Annotated in this window: 22 protein-coding genes; 17 read left to right on the plus strand and 5 right to left on the minus strand. The window is 72.0% G+C overall.

Annotation, left to right across the window (positions count from 1 at the left end; translation table 11 throughout):
- Positions 1 to 38 precede the first annotated feature (38 nt).
- The 12 genes from ACFY00_RS36240 to ACFY00_RS36295 all read left to right on the plus strand — a co-directional run bounded on the left by ACFY00_RS36240 (position 39) and on the right by ACFY00_RS36295 (position 9,009).
- Complete coding sequence (locus ACFY00_RS36240) at positions 39 to 392, plus strand: HIT domain-containing protein (protein ID WP_388038009.1); 354 nt, start codon at positions 39 to 41, stop codon at positions 390 to 392.
- A 3-nt stretch (positions 393 to 395) separates the two neighbouring features.
- Positions 396 to 1,313 (plus strand): ribonuclease Z, encoded by a 918-nt coding sequence (locus ACFY00_RS36245; protein WP_388038012.1) that lies wholly within the window; start codon positions 396 to 398, stop codon positions 1,311 to 1,313.
- Positions 1,314 to 1,621: 308 nt separating this feature from the next.
- A complete protein-coding gene (locus ACFY00_RS36250) occupies positions 1,622 to 2,632 on the plus strand; it encodes a PhoH family protein (RefSeq protein WP_388038059.1) in 1,011 nt (336 codons plus the stop codon).
- A 14-nt stretch (positions 2,633 to 2,646) separates the two neighbouring features.
- A complete protein-coding gene (gene ybeY / locus ACFY00_RS36255; protein WP_285737974.1) occupies positions 2,647 to 3,141 on the plus strand; it encodes an rRNA maturation RNase YbeY in 495 nt (164 codons plus the stop codon).
- 13 nt (positions 3,142 to 3,154) lie between these two features.
- Positions 3,155 to 4,489, plus strand: coding sequence for a hemolysin family protein (locus ACFY00_RS36260; protein WP_388038015.1), 1,335 nt, complete (start codon positions 3,155 to 3,157; stop codon positions 4,487 to 4,489).
- Between the two features lie 163 nt (positions 4,490 to 4,652).
- Positions 4,653 to 4,892, plus strand: a complete 240-nt coding sequence (locus ACFY00_RS36265; RefSeq protein WP_388038018.1) for a hypothetical protein — start codon at positions 4,653 to 4,655, stop codon at positions 4,890 to 4,892.
- Positions 4,892 to 5,431, plus strand: coding sequence for a DUF4383 domain-containing protein (locus tag ACFY00_RS36270; RefSeq protein WP_388038021.1), 540 nt, complete (start codon positions 4,892 to 4,894; stop codon positions 5,429 to 5,431). The genes ACFY00_RS36265 and ACFY00_RS36270 overlap by 1 nt, the downstream gene beginning before the upstream one ends.
- Positions 5,432 to 5,541: 110 nt before the next feature.
- Entirely contained in the window at positions 5,542 to 6,531 is a 990-nt protein-coding gene (locus tag ACFY00_RS36275; protein ID WP_388038023.1) for an aldo/keto reductase, read from the plus strand.
- A gap of 44 nt (positions 6,532 to 6,575) precedes the next feature.
- Positions 6,576 to 6,941, plus strand: a complete 366-nt coding sequence (locus ACFY00_RS36280; protein ID WP_388038026.1) for a cytidine deaminase — start codon at positions 6,576 to 6,578, stop codon at positions 6,939 to 6,941.
- A gap of 176 nt (positions 6,942 to 7,117) precedes the next feature.
- A complete protein-coding gene (locus ACFY00_RS36285; protein WP_285737979.1) occupies positions 7,118 to 7,276 on the plus strand; it encodes a hypothetical protein in 159 nt (52 codons plus the stop codon).
- Positions 7,277 to 7,323: 47 nt separating this feature from the next.
- On the plus strand, positions 7,324 to 8,253 hold the full coding sequence (gene era / locus ACFY00_RS36290) for a GTPase Era (RefSeq protein WP_388038029.1): 930 nt from the start codon (positions 7,324 to 7,326) through the stop codon (positions 8,251 to 8,253).
- 42 nt (positions 8,254 to 8,295) lie between these two features.
- Positions 8,296 to 9,009 (plus strand): alpha/beta fold hydrolase, encoded by a 714-nt coding sequence (locus tag ACFY00_RS36295; RefSeq protein ID WP_388038031.1) that lies wholly within the window; start codon positions 8,296 to 8,298, stop codon positions 9,007 to 9,009.
- A gap of 79 nt (positions 9,010 to 9,088) precedes the next feature.
- On the opposite strand, the gene ACFY00_RS36300 is transcribed toward ACFY00_RS36295, so the two are convergent.
- Positions 9,089 to 9,355: a protealysin inhibitor emfourin gene (locus ACFY00_RS36300; RefSeq protein WP_285737982.1), complete on the minus strand. Its 267-nt coding sequence runs from the start codon at positions 9,353 to 9,355 to the stop codon at positions 9,089 to 9,091.
- A 341-nt stretch (positions 9,356 to 9,696) separates the two neighbouring features.
- Between ACFY00_RS36300 and leuA the strand changes: the two genes are divergently transcribed.
- From leuA to ACFY00_RS36320, 4 genes are all read left to right on the plus strand, one after another.
- Positions 9,697 to 11,481, plus strand: coding sequence for a 2-isopropylmalate synthase (gene leuA, locus ACFY00_RS36305; RefSeq protein ID WP_388038035.1), 1,785 nt, complete (start codon positions 9,697 to 9,699; stop codon positions 11,479 to 11,481).
- Between the two features lie 454 nt (positions 11,482 to 11,935).
- The gene (locus ACFY00_RS36310; RefSeq protein WP_388038038.1) at positions 11,936 to 12,481 is read left to right on the plus strand and encodes a TerB family tellurite resistance protein; all 546 of its coding nucleotides are present in this window, start codon (positions 11,936 to 11,938) and stop codon (positions 12,479 to 12,481) included.
- Positions 12,482 to 12,731: 250 nt separating this feature from the next.
- Positions 12,732 to 13,478, plus strand: a complete 747-nt coding sequence (recO, locus tag ACFY00_RS36315; protein WP_388038041.1) for a DNA repair protein RecO — start codon at positions 12,732 to 12,734, stop codon at positions 13,476 to 13,478.
- Between the two features lie 2 nt (positions 13,479 to 13,480).
- A complete protein-coding gene (locus ACFY00_RS36320) occupies positions 13,481 to 14,311 on the plus strand; it encodes an isoprenyl transferase (protein ID WP_388038062.1) in 831 nt (276 codons plus the stop codon).
- Positions 14,312 to 14,436: 125 nt separating this feature from the next.
- On the opposite strand, the gene ACFY00_RS36325 is transcribed toward ACFY00_RS36320, so the two are convergent.
- Genes ACFY00_RS36325 through ACFY00_RS36340 form a run of 4 tightly spaced genes read right to left on the minus strand, consistent with a single transcriptional unit; the run spans position 14,437 to position 17,824 of the window.
- Complete coding sequence (locus ACFY00_RS36325; RefSeq protein WP_376060830.1) at positions 14,437 to 14,856, minus strand: Fur family transcriptional regulator; 420 nt, start codon at positions 14,854 to 14,856, stop codon at positions 14,437 to 14,439.
- A gap of 35 nt (positions 14,857 to 14,891) precedes the next feature.
- Positions 14,892 to 15,908, minus strand: coding sequence for a metal ABC transporter permease (locus ACFY00_RS36330; protein ID WP_388038045.1), 1,017 nt, complete (start codon positions 15,906 to 15,908; stop codon positions 14,892 to 14,894).
- Positions 15,905 to 16,804: a metal ABC transporter ATP-binding protein gene (locus ACFY00_RS36335; protein ID WP_388038048.1), complete on the minus strand. Its 900-nt coding sequence runs from the start codon at positions 16,802 to 16,804 to the stop codon at positions 15,905 to 15,907. The genes ACFY00_RS36330 and ACFY00_RS36335 overlap by 4 nt, the downstream gene beginning before the upstream one ends.
- 51 nt (positions 16,805 to 16,855) lie before the next feature.
- Positions 16,856 to 17,824, minus strand: a complete 969-nt coding sequence (locus tag ACFY00_RS36340) for a metal ABC transporter substrate-binding protein (RefSeq protein WP_388038051.1) — start codon at positions 17,822 to 17,824, stop codon at positions 16,856 to 16,858.
- 262 nt (positions 17,825 to 18,086) lie between these two features.
- Here ACFY00_RS36340 and ACFY00_RS36345 point away from each other — a divergent pair, with 262 nt between their 5' ends.
- Entirely contained in the window at positions 18,087 to 19,469 is a 1,383-nt protein-coding gene (locus ACFY00_RS36345) for a glycine--tRNA ligase (protein WP_285737991.1), read from the plus strand.
- Positions 19,470 to 19,626 lie beyond the last annotated feature (157 nt).

Below are 19,626 nucleotides of genomic sequence, written 5' to 3' on the forward strand. Positions count from 1 at the left end.
TGGCACCAGTGACGGACGCTCGGGAAGGAGCGCGGGAGATGGCCGGCGAGCCGCAGGCGGACTGCGTGTTCTGCAAGATCGTGTCGGGGGACGTCCCGGCGACCGTGGTACGGAAGAGCGAGCGGACGCTGACCTTCCGGGACATCAACCCGCAGGCGCCCGTGCACCTGCTGGTGATCCCCCGGGTGCACCACCCCAACGCGGCCGAACTGGCCGCCGCCGAACCGGAGATCGCGGCCGAGCTGCTCGTCGAGGCGGGCGCCGCGGCGGCGGGCGAGGGCCTGGAGGCGTACCGGCTGATCTTCAACACCGGTGCGGAGGCCGGGCAGACCGTGTTCCACGCGCACGTGCACGTGCTGGGCGGCAAGCCGCTCGCCGAAGGACTGGTCTGAGCGTTGTCGCAGCGTGAACTCGTCGTCCTCGGCACCGCCAGCCAGGTGCCGACCAGGCACCGCAACCACAACGGGTACCTGCTGCGCTGGGACGGCGAGGGGCTGCTGTTCGACCCGGGGGAGGGCACCCAGCGGCAGATGCTGCACGCGGGGGTGAGCGCCACCGGGATCAGCCGGATCGCGGTGACGCACTTCCACGGCGACCACTGCCTGGGCCTGCCCGGCATCGTCCAGCGGATCAACCTGGACCGGGTGCCGCACCCGGTGGACGCCTACTACCCGGCGTCCGGGCAGGAGTTCTTCGACCGGCTGCGGCACGCCAGCGCCTACCACGCCACCGCCGAGATCAGGGAGCGCCCGATCGCGGAGCCGGGCCCGCTCGACGCCCCCGGCGCCCCGTTCGCGCTGGCCGCGGTGCGACTCTCCCACCCGGTGGAGTCGTTCGGCTACCGGCTGACCGAACCCGACGGCCTGCGGCTGCGCCCCGACCGGCTGCGCGAACTCGGCCTGCACGGGCCCGCCGTGGGCGTGCTGCAGCGCGAGGGCCGGGTCGAGGTGGACGGGCGGACGGTCACCGCCGAGCAGGTCGGGGAGGTCCGGCCCGGGCAGCGCTTCGCCTTCGTGATGGACACCCGGCTCTGCGACGGGGTGGACGAACTCGCCGAGGGCGCCGACCTGCTGGTGATCGAGGCGACCTTCCTCGACCGGGACGCCGCGCTCGCCGAGGAGCACGGCCACCTGACCGCCGCCCAGGCCGCGCGGGTCGCCGCCCGGGCCGGGGTGCGGACCCTGGTGCTCACGCACTTCTCCCAGCGCTACCCCGACCTCGCCGAACACCTCGCGGAGGCCCGCCGGCACTTCGACGGCGAGGTCACGGTCGCCGAGGACCTGGCCAGGGTCCCCGTCCCGCCGCGCCGTTGACCGCCGTGACGCCGTCGACCGCCGCCGGGGACGCGGTCGGGGCCGCCGCCAGGCCCGGACGTGCGGAAAACCGTTCGCGCATCCGGGCGGCAGACCCCACCATCGAAGCCGCCGCGCCGCTCCGGCGAACACCTGCGCGGCGTACCCTGGTGACCCGGAGAGCCCGAGCCACACGACACGACGGATGGGGATGAGGCAGGCCGCAGCGCCGACCCATGAGTGACACACCGCAGACCCGCACCGACGGACAGCGGCGCCCCGACGAGGCGTCCACCAGCACCCGGATCGTCATTCCGGAGAAGCACCCGATGGTCACCCTGCTGGGTGCGGCCGACTCGCTCCTGCGAGTGATCGAGGACGGCTTCCCGGGAGCCGACATCCACGTCCGCGGAAACGAGGTGACGGCCACCGGCTCTCCCGCCGAGGTCGCGCTCGTCAAGCAGCTCTTCACCGAGATGATGCTGGTGCTGCGCACCGGCCAACCCCTGACGGAGGACGCCGTGGAGCGCTCCATCACCATGCTCAGGAGTGCCGCCGAGGACCCGGCCCACCCGGCCCCGTCCGAGGTGTTCACGGCGAACATCCTGTCCAACCGGGGCCGCACCATCCGCCCCAAGACGCTCAACCAGCAGCGCTACGTCGAGGCGATCGACAAGCACACCGTCGTCTTCGGCCTCGGCCCGGCCGGCACCGGCAAGACCTACCTGGCGATGGCCAAGGCCGTGCAGGCCCTGCAGGCCAAGGAGGTCAACCGGATCATCCTGACCCGGCCGGCCGTCGAGGCGGGGGAGCGGCTGGGCTTCCTGCCCGGCACCCTCTACGAGAAGATCGACCCGTACCTGCGCCCGCTCTACGACGCGCTGCACGACATGATGGACCCCGACTCGATCCCGCGGCTGATGGCGGCCGGGACGATCGAGGTGGCCCCGCTCGCGTACATGCGCGGCCGCACCCTGAACGACGCCTTCATCATCCTCGACGAGGCGCAGAACACCTCGCCCGAGCAGATGAAGATGTTCCTGACCCGCCTGGGCTTCAACTCCCGGGTGGTCGTGACCGGCGACACCAGCCAGATCGACCTGCCGGGCGGCACCCGCTCCGGCCTCAAGGTCGTCCAGGAGATCCTCGCCGACGTGCCCGACATCCACTTCTCGGTGCTGACCAGCACCGACGTGGTGCGGCACAAGCTGGTCGGCCGCATCGTGGATGCGTACGAACGCTGGGACGCCCGGCAGGAGGCCGAGGAGTCCGGCGACCGCAAACCCGTCCAACGGCGGGGCGCCCGGGCGCCCCGGCAGTCCCATCGCACCGAAAGCTGAGTACTGAGCCCTCCATGTCGATCGACATCGCCAACGAGTCCGGGTGGGACGTCGACGAGGAGTCCATCCTCGACGTCGCCCGCTACGCCCTCGACAAGATGCGGATCCATCCGCAGTCCGAGCTCTCCGTGATCCTCTACGACAGCGAGTCGATGGCGGAGCTGCACGTCCAGTGGATGGACCTGCCAGGACCGACCGACGTGATGTCCTTCCCGATGGACGAACTGCGTCCGGGCAAGGAGGGCGAGGACCTGCCGGAGGGCCTGCTCGGCGACATCGTGCTCTGCCCCGAGGTGGCGAAGCAGCAGGGCCTGGCCGCCCCCACCAAGCACTCGATGGACGAGGAGCTGCAGCTGCTCACCGTCCACGGGGTGCTGCACGTCCTCGGCTACGACCACGAGGAGCCCGACGAGGAGCGCGAGATGTTCGCCCTCCAGAAGCGGATCCTGGACGACTGGCGGGCCGGCCGCGGCCTGTCCGGCCTGTCGCCCGCGCCGACCGTCCACTGAGGGCCGGCCCGCTGTGAGTGGTGAGAGTACGAGCTTCCTGATCGGCGCGCTGCTGCTGGTCGGCCTGGGCTGGCTGGCGGCGTGCGCCGAGGCGGGCATCTCCCGGATGTCCCGCTTCCGGGCCGAGGAGGCCGTCCGCTCCGGGCGGCGCGGCTCCGACCGGCTGCTGACCCTGGCCTCGGACAGCATCCGCTACCTGAACCTGGCGACGCTGATCCGGGTCGCCAGCGAGATGGGCGCCGCGGTGCTGGTCACCGTGGTGTGCGTGCGCAGCTTCCAGCAGACCTGGCAGGCCGTGCTGGTGGCGTTCGGCGTGATGGTGCTGGTGTCCTTCGTCGCGGTCGGGGTCTCCCCGCGCACGATCGGCCGCCAGCACCCGCTGAGCACCGTCACCGCCGCGTCCTACGTGCTGCTGCCGCTGGCCCGGATCCTCGGGCCGATCCCGCGGCTGCTGATCCTGCTGGGCAACGCGCTGACGCCCGGCAAGGGCTACAGGGAGGGCCCGTTCGCCTCCGAGGCCGAGCTGCGGGCCCTGGTCGACCTGGCCGAGAAGGACGACCTGATCGAGGACGAGGAGCGCCGGATGGTGCACTCGGTCTTCGAACTGGGCGACACCATCGTCCGCGAGGTGATGGTGCCGCGCACCGACCTGGTGATGATCGAGCGGCACAAGACCGTCCGGCAGACCCTCACGCTGGCGCTGCGCTCCGGCTTCTCGCGGATCCCGGTGGTCGGCGACAACGAGGACGACGTGGTCGGCATCGTCTACCTCAAGGACCTGGTGCGCCGCACCCACATCAACCGGGACGCCGAGTCCGACCAGGTCGACTCGGTGATGCGCCCCGCCGTGTTCGTCCCCGACTCCAAGCCCGCCGCGGACCTGCTGCGCGAGATGCAGCAGATGCGCTCGCACGTCGCCATCGTCATCGACGAGTACGGCGGCACCGCCGGGCTGGTCACCATCGAGGACATCCTGGAGGAGATCGTCGGCGAGATCACCGACGAGTACGACCGGGAGATCGCCCCGGTCGAGGACCTCGGCGACGGCTCCTACCGGATCACCGCCCGGCTCACCGTGGAGGACCTCGGCGAGCTGTTCGGGATCGAGCTGGACGACGAGGACGTGGAGACCGTCGGCGGGCTGCTGGCCAAGTGCCTGGGGCGGGTGCCGATCCCGGGCTCCTCCTGCGAGGTGCCGGTGCCGGAGGGCAGCGGGCTGGCCGCGATCGGCCTGACCGCGGAGAGCTCGGCGGGCCGGCGCAACCGGATCGGCACCGTGGTGGCCACCCCGGTGCGGATCGTCGCGGAGGAGGACGAGGAGCCGAGCGAGGAGGCCGCCTCCTCGTAGCGTCTCGCGTCGTTCCGCGCTGCTCCGCGCCTGGTGCTGCTCCGCGCCTCGTGCTGTTCCGACGGGCCCTTGGACGGGCCGTCCCAATCGGTGCCGCCGGTTGGGACGGGGCGTCCCGGGGCCCGTTTGCGGTGCCGCCCCGGGCGTGCGCACCGTGGAAGACATGGCACATCTACTGCGCGCGGAGTACGGCCCGAGCGGGCCGGCCGGCGGGGTGGCCAGGTGGCACGTGGTCCGTGTCGCCGACCCCTCGCACGGCATGTGCGGCGCCGAGATCGCCTCGGACGCCGAGAGCAGGCCGGAGGAGGCCTGGGGCACCGGGTTGCACTGCTGCCAGCAGTGCGGGTCGCTGTACCTCCACGAAGTGCCGTTCCTCCGGTCCGACCACGCGGGGAGGACCTGATGAGACTGCACGACGAACTCCCGGTCGACCACCGGCTCGGCACGGTCTACCGCTACGGCGCGGGCCTGTGCGGGCTGTTCCTGGTGGTGTTCGGCATCCTCGGCCTGGTCGGGGCCCACCCGGGCTTCCTGGACACCTCGGGCAAGGAGGTGATCGGCCTGTCCAGCAACGGGGCGCTGAGCGTGCTGTCGCTGGTGGCCGGCGGGATCCTGATCCTGGGCGCCGTGATCGGCGGCAACACCGCCTCGAACATCAACATGGCCATGGGCGTGCTGTTCGTGCTGGCCGGCTTCGTCGGCCTGATGGTGCTGGACTCCAGCGCCAACCGGCTCGCCTTCCACATCTCCAACGTCATCTTCAGCTTCGTGTTCGGCTTCGTGGTGCTGACCTTCGGCATGTACGGCCGGGTCAGCAGCCACCTGCCGCACGACAACCCGTACTGGAAGGAGCGGCACGCGAAGGCCGCCGACCAGCCCAACGGGCCGCCCGCCCTGGTCAAGGTGCTCCGCCCGGGCCCGCCCAACCCGACCGGGCACTGAGCCGGCCACCGTACGGGGAGCACTGATCATTTCGTCGTAGAGTAGGACCGCCCAGGCCCGACGGACCGTCAGGTCCGTTGGGCCGCAGTCTGTTTGGAGGGGGAACGACGATGACGGAGCGCACGCTCGGAGCGCTGGTCAGCTCGCCGATCGGGTTCGGCGCGATGGTGCTCTCGCCCGGCATGTACGGCGAGATCGACGAACGGCGCGGACAGGACGCGCTGCGGGCCGCGATCGACGCCGGGGCCCGGATGATCGACACCGCGGACGGCTACGGCGCCGACGGGCACAACGAGCAGTTGGTCGGCCGGGCCGTCCGGGAGCGCCGGGACGAGGTGGTGCTCGCCACCAAGTTCGGCTTCCGGGTGCCGGACGGCGCCGAGGCGCACCGCTTCCCGGTGCACTTCGCGTTCGGCGAGCTGGCGGTGAACTGCGAGCCCGAGCACGTGCGCGACTACGCGGAGCAGTCGCTGCGCAACCTCGGCACCGACGTGATCGACCTGTACTACCCGCACTTCCCGGACCCGCAGGTGCCCTTCGAGGAGACCGTCGGCGCGGTCGCCGAGCTGATCCGCGCCGGGCTGGTCCGCCAGCTCGGCGTCTCCAACGTGACGGCCGCGCAGCTGCGGGCCGCGCACGCGGTGCACCCGGTGGCGGCGGTGCAGACCCAGTGGTCGATGTGGCAGCCGATCGACCCGGAACTGCTGGCCGTCGCCCGCGAGCTGGGCATCGGCGTGGTCGCCTGGAGCCCGCTCGGCGGCGGCTTCCTCACCGGCACCGTGCAGCAGGTCGGCGAGGGCGACTTCCGGCAGCACCAGGCCCGCTTCTCCGCCGAGAACCTGGCCGCGAACAACGACCGGTACGCCCCGCTGCGCGCCATCGCCGCCGAACTCGGCGTCACCCCCGGCCAGTTGGCGCTGGCCTGGCTGCTGCACCAGGACGACCACGTGGTGCCGATCCCGGGCAGTCGGACGCCGGCCCACATCGCGGAGAACCTGGCCGCGGCGGACCTGGCGCTGGACGCCGCGACGCTGGGCCGGATCGACGCGGCGCTCGCCGAGTTCGCGCCCGCGGGCGAGGGGGCGCTGCTCAAGGGCTGAGCGGGGCCGCCCGGCTGCCCGGCCCGGTGGGCACGGCTCTCACTATGCTCGGGGCCATGACCGAGATTTCCGAGCTGGACCCCGAGGACAAGAAGATCATCACGCTGGCCCGCTCGGCCCGCGCCCGCAACGGCGTGGCCGAGGGGGCGGCGGTCCGGGACGAGACCGGGCGGACGTACGTGGCCGGGACGGTGGCCCTGGAGTCGCTGCGGCTGACCGCGCTGCAGACCGCGGTGGCGATGGCGGTGGCCAGCGGGGCGAAGGGCCTGGAGGCGGCCGCGGTGGTGTCCGAGGCGGAGGCCCCGGCGGCGGGCGACCTGGCCGCCGTGCGGGACCTGGGCGGGGCCGGTACGCCGGTGCTGCTGGCCGGGCCGGACGGGGTGCTGAAGCTGGCCGCCGCGGCGGAGTGAGTTCCGCGGCGGTGGGGTGAGGCCGTGCGGCTGTGAGATGGGGCCGTGCGGCGGTGGGGCCTGTGCGGCGGTGGGCGGGCAGAGTTGTCGGGGAAGGCCCTCGCCCGCCCTTTTCGCGGGCTCCGTGGGTGCGATAATCGCACCAGTCGGGGGTCGGTCCCGGCGGGGGAGGAGACATGGGCGTCGCGGCGTTCTTCTGCGGCCTGCTGCTCTGCGTCATGGGCTTCGGGCGCTGGCACGAGACCGGGTCCCCGTGGTGGCTGGCCGGCACCCTGGTCCTGCTGGCGCTCGTCGTGGTCGGCGCGATCACCGGCGGCGGGAAGAAGACCGGCTGAACGCCCGATGGCCGGGGCGGCCCCGGCGATCGGCGACAATGGGTGGCATGAATGCCCCTTCCTCCCCGTACCGCTCCGGGTTCGCGTGCTTCGTCGGCCGTCCCAACGCGGGCAAGTCGACCCTGACCAACGCCCTGGTCGGGACGAAGGTCGCGATCACCTCCGACCGTCCGCAGACCACCCGGCACACCGTGCGCGGCATCGTGCACCGCCCCGACTCCCAGCTCGTGCTGGTGGACACCCCCGGGCTGCACAAGCCGCGCACCCTGCTCGGCGAGCGGCTCAACGACCTGGTCCGCACCACCTGGGCCGAGGTCGACGTGATCGGCTTCTGCGTGCCCGCGGACCAGAAGCTCGGCCCCGGCGACAAGTTCATCGCCAAGGAACTGGCCGAGATCCGCAAGACGCCGAAGGTCGCGATCGTCACCAAGACCGACCTGGTCGATTCCAAGCGGCTCGCCGAGCAGCTGATCGCCGTCCAGCAGTTGGGCGCCGAACTCGGCATCGAGTGGGCCGAGATCATCCCGGTCTCCGCGGTGGGCGACCAGCAGGTCGAGCTGGTGGGCGAACTGCTGACCAAGCTGCTGCCCGAGGGCGTGCCGCTGTACCCGGACGGCGACCTCACCGACGAGCCCGAGCAGACCATGGTCGCCGAGCTGATCCGGGAGGCCGCGCTGGAGGGCGTGCGCGACGAACTGCCGCACTCGCTGGCCGTGGTGGTCGAGGAGATGATCCCGCGCGAGGGCCGCCCCGCCGACCGCCCGCTGCTGGACATCCACGCCAACGTGTACATCGAGCGGCAGAGCCAGAAGGCCATCGTGATCGGCGCCAAGGGCGCCCGCCTCAAGCACGTCGGCACCACCGCCCGCAAGCAGATCGAGGCGCTCCTGGGCACCCCGGTCTACCTGGACCTGCACGTCAAGGTGGCCAAGGACTGGCAGCGCGACCCCAAGCAGCTGCGTAAGCTCGGCTTCTGACCGTCCTGACCGGGGGCGGATGCGGGGAGGGGCGGGGGTCGGATGGAACTGCACACCCACGAGTGGGGCACGGGCGGGCGCACCGCCCTGCTGGTCCACGGGATCCAGGCCGACCACCGCACCTGGCGGGTGATCGGGCCCGCGCTCGCCGAGCGCGGCTACCGGGTGCTCGCCGTCGACCTGCGCGGCCACGGCGCCTCCCCGCGCGGCCTCGGCGCCACCCCCGCCGAGCGGTACGGGCCCGAGCAGTTCGCCGAGGACCTGGTCGACACCCTGCCCGCCGGGGCGGACCTGGCGATCGGCCACTCGATGGGCGCGCTCGCGCTCCGGCTGGCCGTCGAGCGGCTGAAGCCCGCCCGGGCGGTCTACAGCGACCCCGCCTTCGTCTACCAGCGCCCCGGGCTCGGGCCGGACCCCTTCGTCAGCTTCAAGCGCTTCGGGACCAGGCAGTTCATCACCACCATGCACCCCGACTGGGCCGCCGAGGACGTGGACGCCGAACTCGCCTCCCTCGCGCTCTGGGACGCCGACACCGCGGTCGGCCTGTGGTCGCACCCCGGGCCGTCCGTGCTGCCGGACGCCCCGGTCGTCCCCTCGCTGGTCCAACTCGCCGACCCGAGCAGCCTGGTGACCGAGCCGGAGGCCGCCGAGCTGCGCCGCCGCGGCTTCGAGGTGCGCACCGTGCCGGGGGCCGGGCACTGCATCCACCGGGACGACCCCGCGGGCTTCCTGGCCTCGCTGGACGGCTGGATCTGAATCCGCCCCGCCCTGTCACGCCCTGTCCTGTCCCGCCCCGCCCCGCCCTGTCCTGTCCCGCCCCCGGGTGGGGCCCCGGTCAGGCCCCTTCGCGCAGCACCAGGCCGACCAGTTCGCGCTGGGAGTCGGTGAGCTTCGGGTCGGCGCAGTGGACGGTGCGGCCGTCGACGGTGATCTCGTAGTGGAAGCCGTCGGGCACGCCGTACGCGGGCGCGCGCAGCCCCCCGGCCACCGCCTCGCGGGCCAGGGCGTGCACGTGCGGGGCGTCCGGGCGCTCCTCGGTGTCCATCTCGGCATACCGGAGCAGACCGGCGAACCCGCCGGTGCGGGTGACCTGGATGCGCATGGTTGTCAGTGTGCTACGCAACGAAGGGGTTTGCCGAGGCTTTTCACCAACTCCCCGCAGCCGGGGCGCCACCCGCCGCCCGTCTCAGTGGGTGGGATCGTGGGCGGGGTCACTGCCCCGGGCCCGCGCCTCTTGTTACAGTTGCCGCATCATGCGTATCCGGCTGCTTCTTCTTAGCTGCCGCGGCGAGGGCCTGTAGTCCAGCAAGGCCGGCCCCCCTCGCCGCGGGGAGTCGTGTTGCGCCCAGTGTGATCTTTCGCGGCGCATTCAGTCGGCCGAGTCGGGTGTCCTCCATCCCCCGACCGCAGACCGCCTTCGACAACGGAAGCCGAGAGCCCTCCATGACCGAGCAGTCCTCCGTCGCCCGCGCCTTCATCGACCGCCCCACCCCGATCACCGCCGCCACCGTGCAGCAGAAGCCCTCGGGCATGCCGTTCCAGCGCTACGTGCCCTTCGGCACCGTCGACCTGCCGGACCGGACCTGGCCGAGCAAGGTCATCACGCAGGCCCCGCGCTGGCTGTCCACCGACCTGCGCGACGGCAACCAGGCGCTGATCGACCCGATGTCGCCGGCCCGCAAGCGCAAGATGTTCGACCTGCTGGTGAAGATGGGCTACAAGGAGATCGAGGTCGGCTTCCCGGCGTCCGGCGCCACCGACTTCACCTTCGTCCGCTCGCTGATCGACGAGGGCGCGATCCCCGAGGACGTCACCATCTCGGTGCTGACCCAGGCCCGCGAGGACCTGATCGAGCGCACCGTCGAGTCGCTGAAGGGCGCGCCGCGGGCCACCGTCCACCTGTACAACGCGACCTCGCCGCTGTTCCGCCGGGTGGTGTTCAAGGCGAGCAAGGACGACATCAAGGCCATCGCGGTGGACGGCACCCGCCTGGTGATGGAGTACGCCGAGAAGATCCTGGGCGACGAGACGGTCTTCGGCTACGAGTACTCGCCGGAGATCTTCATCGACACCGAGCTGGACTACGCGCTGGAGGTCTGCGAGGCGGTGATGGACGTCTGGCAGCCCGGTGAGGGCCGCGAGATCATCCTGAACCTGCCGACCACCGTCGAGCGCTCCACCCCGAACGTCTACGCCGACAAGATCGAGTGGATGTCGCGGAACCTGTCGCGCCGCGAGTTCGTCTGCCTGTCCACCCACCCGCACAACGACCGCGGCACCGGCGTCGCCTCCGCCGAGCTGGCCGTGATGGCGGGCGCCGACCGGATCGAGGGCTGCCTGTTCGGGCAGGGCGAGCGCACCGGCAACCTGGACCTGGTCAACGTCGGGATGAACCTGTTCTCCCAGGGCGTCGACCCGATGATCGACTTCTCCGACATCGACGAGATCCGCCGCACCGCCGAGTACTGCAACCAGATGCCGGTGCCCGAGCGCCACCCCTACGCGGGCGACCTGGTCTTCACCTCCTTCTCCGGTTCGCACCAGGACGCGATCAAGAAGGGCTTCGACGCCCTGGAGGCCGACGCGGCCGCGGCCGGCGTCCCGGTCTCCGAGCACACCTGGGGCGTGCCCTACCTGCCGATCGACCCGAAGGACGTCGGCCGCAGCTACGAGGCGGTCATCCGGGTCAACTCGCAGTCCGGCAAGGGCGGCATCGCCTACGTGCTGAAGAACGACCACAAGCTGGACCTGCCGCGCCGGATGCAGATCGAGTTCTCGAAGATCATCCAGGCCAAGACCGACGCCGAGGGCGGCGAGGTCACCCCCGCCGACATCTGGGCCGTCTTCCAGGACGAGTACCTGCCGACCCCGGCCAACCCGTGGGGCCGGATCTCGCTGAGCGGCTCCCGCAGCCTGACCACCGAGGACGGCCGCGACGTGCTGAGCACCGAGGCGGTCGTCGACGGGGCCCGGGTCACCCTGACCGGCACCGGCAACGGTCCGGTCTCCGCGTTCGTCAACGCGCTGGCCGGGATCGGCGTGGACGTCCGGGTCCTGGACTACGCCGAGCACGCACTGAGCGAGGGCGGCGACGCGCAGGCCGCCGCGTACGTCGAGTGCGCCGTCGGCGACAAGGTGCTGTGGGGCGTGGGCGTGGACAGCAACACCGTGCTGGCCTCGCTGAAGGCCCTGGTCAGCGCCGTCAACCGGGCCGAGCAGCGCGGCTGACGCCGCAGTACCGCGCTTCCGCGCCCTCGGAGGGGACCCGCCGCCGGCGGGTCCCCTCCGCGCTTCCTCCGGAGCTCCGGCCCTCCGCCGCAAGGGCGTTGACGGGTCGTCAGGATACGTTCGGCTCGCGGTGCGGGGTCGGGCGGCGCCGCCGAGCGAATGTGTCCCCGGTCACAAATTTCCCCCCCGGCACCCGTTCAGGGTGCTGACACGGGCCGGTAACCGTGGCAACATCGTCGGACCGGAACCGGGGTCGGTGGGACGACTTCGGCGTCCGGTCGCGTGACCTGCCCATTGATGTGCAGGCCGCCTGCCATGTCTGGGGAGTGGCGCCGTGACAGGGTTGTGGGGTGTTCGCCCTCGGTGGCGGACGGATGTCCTCGGTGAATTCTTCTGCCCGGGCTGTGGCGGAGACCGCAACTACCGTCGGCAGCACGGCCGGCGGTGGCTGCGGTTGCTCGGGACGCCGGTCCTGCCGCTCGGCGGCGTGGCCCGCAGCGTCCAGTGCACGTCCTGCCGCGGCCGCTACGGGGTCGACGCCCTGGAGCAGTTGACCTCGGTCCGGCTCGGCGCGATGCTCCGCGACGCCCAGTACACCATCGCCCTGGCCGCGCTCGCCGCCGGCGGCACCGCCGGGCGCGGCGGACGCGAGGCGGCCTGCGCGGTGATCAAGGAAGCCGGGTTCGACGACTGCGGCGAGGCCCAGGTGCTGGCCTCGCTCGCCGCGCTCTCCGGACACGGCGGCGGCGAACCGATCGACGTGGACGCCGAGGGCAGCGGACTCGCGGTCGAACTGCACGCCGCGCTCGAACCGCTCGCCCCGCACCTCGCCGTCCAGGGTCGCGAACGACTGCTCACCCTCGGCGCCATGGTCGCCCTGGCCGACGGCCGCTACCTCCCGCAGGAGCGGGCCGCGCTCGCCGTGGTCGGCCGCTGCCTGCGCCTCACCACCCCGCAGGTCGACCAGCTGCTGGAGGCGGCCACCCGCGCCTCGCACTGACCGACCCCCGTTCCTCTCCCTCCCGCACCACCCCACGAGCCGGGCCCGTACTCCCCCCTCCCGGGCCCGCCGTGTCCCGCACCGCACGGGTGAAAGCCCCCACAACCCCGGTGCGGGCTCACGGCTGCGCGCCGCAGCCTTCACTGCCGCCTGCCGTCTGCCGTCTGCCGCGCGCCCTGACCCACCGCCCGCCGGGGCCCGCCGTCGTCCGGCCGGATTGTCGGCGGGGTGCGGGACAATGGGTTCCACCATGAGTCTCTTCCGCGACGACGGCATCGTGCTGCGCACCCAGAAGCTCGGCGAGGCCGACCGGATCATCACCTTCCTGACCCGCCAGCACGGCCAGGTGCGGGCGGTGGCCCGGGGAGTGCGCCGGACGAAGTCGAAGTTCGGCGCGCGCCTCGAACCCTTCTCGCACGTCGACATCCAGTTCTTCAGCCGCGGCAGCGAACTGATCGGCCGCACCCTGCCGTTGTGCACCCAGGTGGAGACCATCGCCCCCTACGGCGCCCGGATCGTCGACGACTACGCCCGCTACACCGCGGGCACCGCGATGCTGGAGACCGCCGAGCGCTTCGCCGAGAACGAGGGCCAGCCGGCCGTCCAGCAGTACCTGCTGCTGGTCGGTGCCCTGCGCACGCTGGCCGCCGGCACCCACCAGCCGCACCTGGTGCTGGACGCCTTCCTGCTGCGCTCGCTCGCCGTCAACGGCTACGGTGCGAGTTTCACCGACTGCGCCCGCTGCGGGCTGCCCGGCCCCAACCGCTTCTTCTCGCTCCAGGCCGGTGGCGTGCTGTGCGGCGACTGCCGGGTGCCCGGAAGTGCCGTACCCTCCCCTGAGACACTGGTACTGCTCGGCGCGCTGCTCTCCGGAGACTGGCAGACCGCCGACGGCTGCGAGCCGCGGTACTGGCGCGAGGGCAGCGGGCTGGTGGCCGCCTACCTGCAGTGGCACCTGGAGCGGGGCATCCGCTCGATGAGATACGTGGAGAAATGAGCATGGTCGCGCGACGGCTGTTCGGCAGCAAGCGGACGTACGAGGCCCCGGCCCCGCACCCGAGCGGTGCCAAGCCGCCGAAGATCCCCGGCGAGCTGGTCCCCAACCACGTCGCGGTGGTCATGGACGGCAACGGCCGCTGGGCCAAGGAGCGCGGCCTGCCCCGCACCGAGGGCCACCGGGTCGGCGAGGGCGTCGTCCTGGACGTGCTGCGCGGCTGCCTGGAGGTCGGGGTCAAGAACCTCTCGCTGTACGCGTTCTCCACCGAGAACTGGAAGCGCTCCCCGGACGAGGTGAAGTTCCTGATGAACTTCAACCGGGACGTGATCCGCCGCCGCCGCGACGAGATGGACGCCATGGGCATCCGGATCCGCTGGGCCGGCCGGATGCCGCGGATGTGGAAGAGCGTGGTCCAGGAGCTCCAGGTCGCCCAGGAGCAGACCAAGAACAACGACGCGATGACGCTGTACTTCTGCCTCAACTACGGCGGCCGGGCCGAGATCGCCGACGCCGCGCTGGCCATCGCCCGCGACGTCGCCGCCGGGAAGCTCAACCCGGAGAAGGTCAACGAGAAGCTGTTCGCCAAGTACCTGTACTACCCGGACATGCCGGACGTCGACCTGTTCCTGCGCCCCAGCGGCGAGCAGCGCACCTCCAACTTCCTGGCCTGGCAGTCCGCCTACGCCGAACTGGTCTTCCAGGACGTGCTCTGGCCGGACTTCGACCGCCGCGACCTGTGGCGCGCCTGCGAGCAGTACGCCAGCCGCGACCGCCGCTTCGGCGGGGCCCTCCCCAACGAGGTCGCCGCCGCCGAGCTCCCGCCGCAGCGCTGACCCGCCCGCCCGCTCGCCGCGGTGACGGCGGAGGGCCCGGATCGGACGGTTCCGATCCGGGCCCTCGCTGGTGCCGGGGCTGGTGCCGGGGCCGGGGCGGTGTCCGCCGCCCGGTCGCGGTGCGGCTACTCCGCCTGCTGCTTGGCGGCGCAGTCGCCGCAGGTGCCGAAGATCTCCAGGGTGTGCGCGATGTCGCTGAAACCGTGCTCGGCGGCGACCGCGTTGGCCCAGCGCTCGACGGCGGGGCCCTCGACCTCGACGGTCGCCCCGCAGTGCCGGCACACCAGGTGGTGGTGGTGCCCGCTGCTGCACCGCCGGTAGACCGCCTCGCCCTCGGCGGTGCGCAGTACGTCCACCTCGCCGGCCTCGGCCAGTGACTGCAGCGTGCGGTAGACGGTGGTCAGACCCACCGAGTCGCCCCGGTGCTTGAGCATGTCGTGCAGTTCCTGCGCGCTGCGGAAGTCCTCAATCTCGTCCAGGACCGCCGAGACGGCGGTGCGCTGCCGAGTCGATCGCGCGCGCGGCGACGGGCCTGCGGTGGTCACCGTGGGTCCTCCTGCTGATCGGGTGGTTTCGCACATCATTGTGCCAGCCCCCGACTTGACAGCGACTCCCCCGACAACGGCTTGCCGACCGCGGTCCCCGCCGGTGTCCGGACCGGCTCCGTGATCTCCAGGACTGTGCCGACGCCCTCCGCGGTTCCCGGTTCGCGGGTGGAGTCCGCGCCGCCGCCGGGCAGGGACACGTCGCACACCGCCGGGCCGTGCTCGGCGGAGGCCCGGTGGCGCCGCCTGGCCAGCGGGGCGGCGACCGCGCTGAACAGGGCGAAGGTGAGGATCGCCAGGAACACGATGGTCGGACCGGACGGCAGGTCGGCCTGGTAGGAGGTGCCGACGCCGAGCAGCGCCGTCACCACGCCCACGCCGATCGCGGCGGCCTGGGTGGCCGCGAAGGACCGGGTCAACTGCTGGGCGGCCGCCACCGGGACCACCATCAGCGCGCTCACCAGCAGCAGGCCGACCACCCGCATGGCGACGGTCACGGTGACCGCGGCCATCACCGCGAGCAGCAGGTTGAGCACCCGCACCGGCAGGCCGGTCACCCGGGCGAACTCCTCGTCCTGGCAGATCGCGAACAGTTGGCGGCGCAGGCCGATGGTCACCGCGAGCACCACCGCCGCGAGCAGGCCGATCACCGCCAGGTCGCCGGGGGAGACGAACAGGATGGAGCCCCACAGGTAGCTCTCCAGGCTGCCCGCGCCGGACTGGCTGCTCATCGAGACCAGCAGCTTGCCGCCGGCCATGCCGCCGTAGAAGAGCATCGCCAGCGCGATGTCGCCGCGCTGGTTGCCGCGGGCCCGGACCAGTTCCATCACGACGGCACCGAGCACGCAGACCAGCACCGCCGTCCACATCGGGTTGGCCTGGAACAGGAAGCCGAGGCCGACGCCGGTCAGCGCGACGTGCCCGATGCCGTCGCCCATCAGCGCCTGTCGGCGCTGCACCAGGTAGATGCCGATCGAGGGTGCGGTGACGCCGACCAGGACGGCGGCGAGGAACGCCCGCTGCATGAAGTCGGGTTGGAACATCTCGGTCATGCCAGTAGCCCCTGGGTGGTGCGGTGGTGGTCGTCGGCGTGCGGGTGGACGTGGTCGTGGCCGGGCAGCGCGTGCTGGCCGACGTTCCGGGGCGGCGGCCCGTCGTGCGCCACGCAACCGTCCCGGAGCACCACGGCGCGGTCGATCAGCGGCTCCAGCGGGCCGAGCTCGTGCAGCACCAGCAGCACCGCGCAGCCGCGTTCCACCTCGCTGCGGAGGATGTCGGCGAGCACCTGCTGGCTGTCCACGTCGACCCCGGCCATCGGCTCGTCCATGATCAGCAGGTCGGGGACGCCGACCAGGGCGCGGGCGATCAGCACCCGCTGGTGCTGTCCGCCGGACAGGTGGGCCACCCCGTCACCGGCCCGGTCCAGCATGCCGACGGCGGTCAGCGCCCGGTCCACCGCGGCCCGGTCCTTGCGGCGGAACGGCAGCAGCCCGTGCTGCGGCAGCCGCCCGGTGGAGACCACCTCGCGGACGGTGGCCGGCACCCCGGCGGCCGCGGTGGTGCGCTGCGGGACGTACCCGATCCGGTGCCAGTCCCGGAACCTGCGGTGGGGCCGGCCGAACAGTTCCAGGTCGCCGCGGTCCAGCGGCACCGAACCGATCACGCTCTTCACGGTGGTGGACTTGCCGGAGCCGTTGGCGCCCAGCAGCGCGACCACTTCGCCCGGTCGGACGGTCAGGTCGACGCCGCGCAGCACCGGCCGTCCTCCGACGGTGGCGACCGCGCCCCGGAGGGCGACGACCGCGGGGCCGCTGTCCTCGGCGCCGCTGCCTTCGGTGTCGCTGTCCTTGGCGTCGCTGTTCTCGGGCCCGGTCTCTTCGGGGCCGGTGCCCTCGGAGGAGGACGGACGCGGCCGGTCGGAGTCTGTCGTGGCAGTGACAGCACTCATGTGGTTTTCCTCGCTCTGCTCTCGCCGCTCGCTCAGGTCCGCTCGGACGGCTCAGCTGGCGCCGAGCGCGGCCCGCAGGTTGGTCAGGTTCTGCCGCATGACGGAGAAGTAGTCGTTCCGGTCCGGCTCCTTGATCCCTTCCAGGGGGTCGAGCACGGCGGTCTTGAGTCCCAGGTCGGCGGCGACGGTCTCGGCCAGCTTGGGGCTGACCAGGGCTTCGAAGAAGACGGTGGTCGCGCCGTTCTCCTTGGCGGCGCGCTGGATCGCGGCCATCCGGGACGGGGTGGGCTCGGCCTCCGGGTCGACCCCGTTGATCGCGACCTGCTCCAGCCCGTAGTGGTCGGCGAGGTAGCCGAACGCGGCGTGGCTGGTGACGAAGGTCCGGGTGTCGGTGCGGGCCAGGCCGTCCTTGAACTCCTGGTCCAGGGAGGTCAACCGGGCCACCAGGTCGTCGGTGTTGCGCCGGTACTCGGCGGCGTTGGCGGGGTCGATCTCGGCGAACTCGGCGCCCACGCTGCGGGCCACCGCCGCGTACCGGGTCGGGTCCAGCCAGATGTGCGGGTCGCCGACCGGGCCCTCGTGCTCGTGCCCGTGCTCGCCGTCGTGCGCCTCGCTCTCGTCGTCCCCGCCCTCGTCGAGGTGGTGGTCCACCAGGGGGGAGGCGGCGGTGGCGTCCACCGCGTGCTTGACGTGGGACTGCGAGACGGCCTTGTCCACGGTCGGCTGCAGGCCCTTCAGGTAGACCACCGCGTCGGCCCGCTGGACGGCCGCGACCTGCTTGGCCGTCAGCTCCAGGTCGTGCGGTTCCACACCGGGAGCGGTCAGGTCGGTGACCTTGACGTGCTCCCCGCCTATCTGCCGGGTCAGGAACTCCATCGGGTAGAAGGAGGCCACCACCTCCAGCTTGCCGCCGTCCTTCCCCGCCGCGCTGCTGGTGCCGCCGCAGCCGGAGAGCAGCAGCGATCCGACGACGGCGGTGACGGCGAGTGCTGCCGGGGGGGAGAGGCGACGAATCTTCATGACAACCATTCTCATCTTATCTGGAAATGATTGTCAACTTGCGTTGGGTGGGCCGCCCGTGCGGCCGGGCCGCCGCGGCTCCACCGGGCGGCCTCCAACACGCCGGAGAACGCACGGCTGTTCACCCCCGGTACAGCCACCCGGCGGCCCGCCCGTGCCACTATCGAGTTGAACCCCGCCCCTGCATCCCCGGTACCCTGAGTTATTCGGGCGCGCGCAACCAGCCGCGCCCTGACCGCGCCGTCGTACTGAAGAGAGCACTGTGGCCGCCGACAAGATCGACACGATCGTCAGCCTGAGCAAGCGCCGTGGCTTCGTCTACCCTTGCAGCGAGATCTACGGCGGTACCCGCGCCGCCTGGGACTACGGTCCGCTGGGAGTCGAGCTCAAGGAGAACATCAAGCGCCAGTGGTGGCGCGCGATGGTCACCGCTCGGGAGGACGTCGTCGGTATCGACTCCTCGGTGATCCTCGCCCGCGAGGTCTGGGAGGCCTCCGGCCACGTCGCGACCTTCAACGACCCGCTGACCGAGTGCCTCTCCTGTCACAAGCGCTTCCGCGCCGACCACCTGGAAGAGGCGTACGAGGCCAAGCACGGCAAGCTCCCCGCCAACGGCCTGGCCGACCTCAACTGCCCGAACTGCGGCAACAAGGGCGCCTTCACGGAGCCCAAGGAGTTCTCGGGCATGCTGAAGACGCACCTCGGTGTCACCGAGGACGCCTCCGGCCTGGCCTACCTGCGCCCCGAGACCGCGCAGGGCATCTTCACCAACTTCCGCGCCGTGCAGACCACCACGCGCAAGAAGCCCCCGTTCGGCATCGCCCAGGTCGGCAAGAGCTTCCGCAACGAGATCACCCCCGGCAACTTCATCTTCCGGACCCGCGAGTTCGAGCAGATGGAGATGGAGTTCTTCGTCAAGCCCGGCGAGGACGAGACCTGGCACGAGTACTGGCTCGAGCAGCGCTGGAACTGGTACGTCGACCTCGGCCTGCGGACCGAGAACATGCGCTTCTTCGAGCACCCGAAGGAGAAGCTGTCCCACTACGCCAAGCGCACAGTGGACATCGAGTACCGCTTCAACTTCGGCGGCAGCGAGTTCTCCGAGCTGGAGGGCGTGGCCAACCGCACCGACTACGACCTGACGGTGCACAGCGAGCACTCCGGCCAGGACCTCAAGTACTTCGACCAGGACGCGAACGAGCGGTACTTCCCGTACGTCATCGAGCCCGCGGCCGGCCTCAACCGCGCCATGCTGGCCTTCCTGCTCGACGCCTACTTCGAGGACGAGGCGCCGAACGCCAAGGGCGTCATGGAGAAGCGCGTCGGCATGCGGCTCGACCCGCGGCTGGCCCCGGTCAAGGTCGCGGTGCTCCCGCTGTCCCGCAACGCCGACCTCTCGCCGAAGGCCCGCGGCCTCGCCGCCGACCTGCGCTCCGCCTGGAACGTCGAGTTCGACGACGCCGGCGCGATCGGCAAGCGCTACCGCCGCCAGGACGAGATCGGCACCCCGTTCTGCGTCACCGTCGACTTCGACACCCTCGAGGACAACGCGGTGACCGTGCGCGAGCGCGACACCATGGCGCAGGAGCGGGTGTCGCTCGACCAGGTGAAGTCCTACCTGGCCGCCCGTCTGATCGGCTGCTGACACCGGGCACCGGAAGCGGCACCGCAGTCAGCCCCCGTCCGGGGGGGCGGGGCCCCCCCCCCCGGGGGCCCCGGGCGGGCGGGGGGGGGGGGGGGGGGGGGGGCGCCCCACCCCCCCCCCCCCCCCCCCGCGTGCCCGATGATGGGGGGGGCAACAC

It is taken from the genome of Kitasatospora sp. NPDC001540, from assembly GCF_042894345.1.
Taxonomy (GTDB): Bacteria; Actinomycetota; Actinomycetes; order Streptomycetales; family Streptomycetaceae; genus Kitasatospora; species Kitasatospora phosalacinea_C.

Excerpts from the sequence above, each read along its gene's own strand:
- ACFY00_RS36240 (WP_388038009.1), top strand. The coding sequence starts at position 39 with ATGGCCGGCGAGCCGCAGGCGGACTGCGTGTTCTGCAAGATCGTGTCG.
- ACFY00_RS36250 (WP_388038059.1), top strand. The coding sequence starts at position 1,622 with ATGGTCACCCTGCTGGGTGCGGCCGACTCGCTCCTGCGAGTGATCGAG.
- ybeY (WP_285737974.1), top strand. The coding sequence starts at position 2,647 with ATGTCGATCGACATCGCCAACGAGTCCGGGTGGGACGTCGACGAGGAG.
- ACFY00_RS36265 (WP_388038018.1), top strand. The coding sequence starts at position 4,653 with ATGGCACATCTACTGCGCGCGGAGTACGGCCCGAGCGGGCCGGCCGGC.
- ACFY00_RS36270 (WP_388038021.1), top strand. The coding sequence starts at position 4,892 with ATGAGACTGCACGACGAACTCCCGGTCGACCACCGGCTCGGCACGGTC.
- ACFY00_RS36275 (WP_388038023.1), top strand. The coding sequence starts at position 5,542 with ATGACGGAGCGCACGCTCGGAGCGCTGGTCAGCTCGCCGATCGGGTTC.
- ACFY00_RS36280 (WP_388038026.1), top strand. The coding sequence starts at position 6,576 with ATGCTCGGGGCCATGACCGAGATTTCCGAGCTGGACCCCGAGGACAAG.
- ACFY00_RS36285 (WP_285737979.1), top strand. The coding sequence starts at position 7,118 with ATGGGCGTCGCGGCGTTCTTCTGCGGCCTGCTGCTCTGCGTCATGGGC.
- era (WP_388038029.1), top strand. The coding sequence starts at position 7,324 with ATGAATGCCCCTTCCTCCCCGTACCGCTCCGGGTTCGCGTGCTTCGTC.
- ACFY00_RS36295 (WP_388038031.1), top strand. The coding sequence starts at position 8,296 with ATGGAACTGCACACCCACGAGTGGGGCACGGGCGGGCGCACCGCCCTG.
- ACFY00_RS36300 (WP_285737982.1), bottom strand. The coding sequence starts at position 9,355 with ATGCGCATCCAGGTCACCCGCACCGGCGGGTTCGCCGGTCTGCTCCGG.
- leuA (WP_388038035.1), top strand. The coding sequence starts at position 9,697 with ATGACCGAGCAGTCCTCCGTCGCCCGCGCCTTCATCGACCGCCCCACC.
- recO (WP_388038041.1), top strand. The coding sequence starts at position 12,732 with ATGAGTCTCTTCCGCGACGACGGCATCGTGCTGCGCACCCAGAAGCTC.
- ACFY00_RS36320 (WP_388038062.1), top strand. The coding sequence starts at position 13,481 with ATGGTCGCGCGACGGCTGTTCGGCAGCAAGCGGACGTACGAGGCCCCG.
- ACFY00_RS36330 (WP_388038045.1), bottom strand. The coding sequence starts at position 15,908 with ATGACCGAGATGTTCCAACCCGACTTCATGCAGCGGGCGTTCCTCGCC.
- ACFY00_RS36335 (WP_388038048.1), bottom strand. The coding sequence starts at position 16,804 with ATGAGTGCTGTCACTGCCACGACAGACTCCGACCGGCCGCGTCCGTCC.
- ACFY00_RS36340 (WP_388038051.1), bottom strand. The coding sequence starts at position 17,824 with ATGAAGATTCGTCGCCTCTCCCCCCCGGCAGCACTCGCCGTCACCGCC.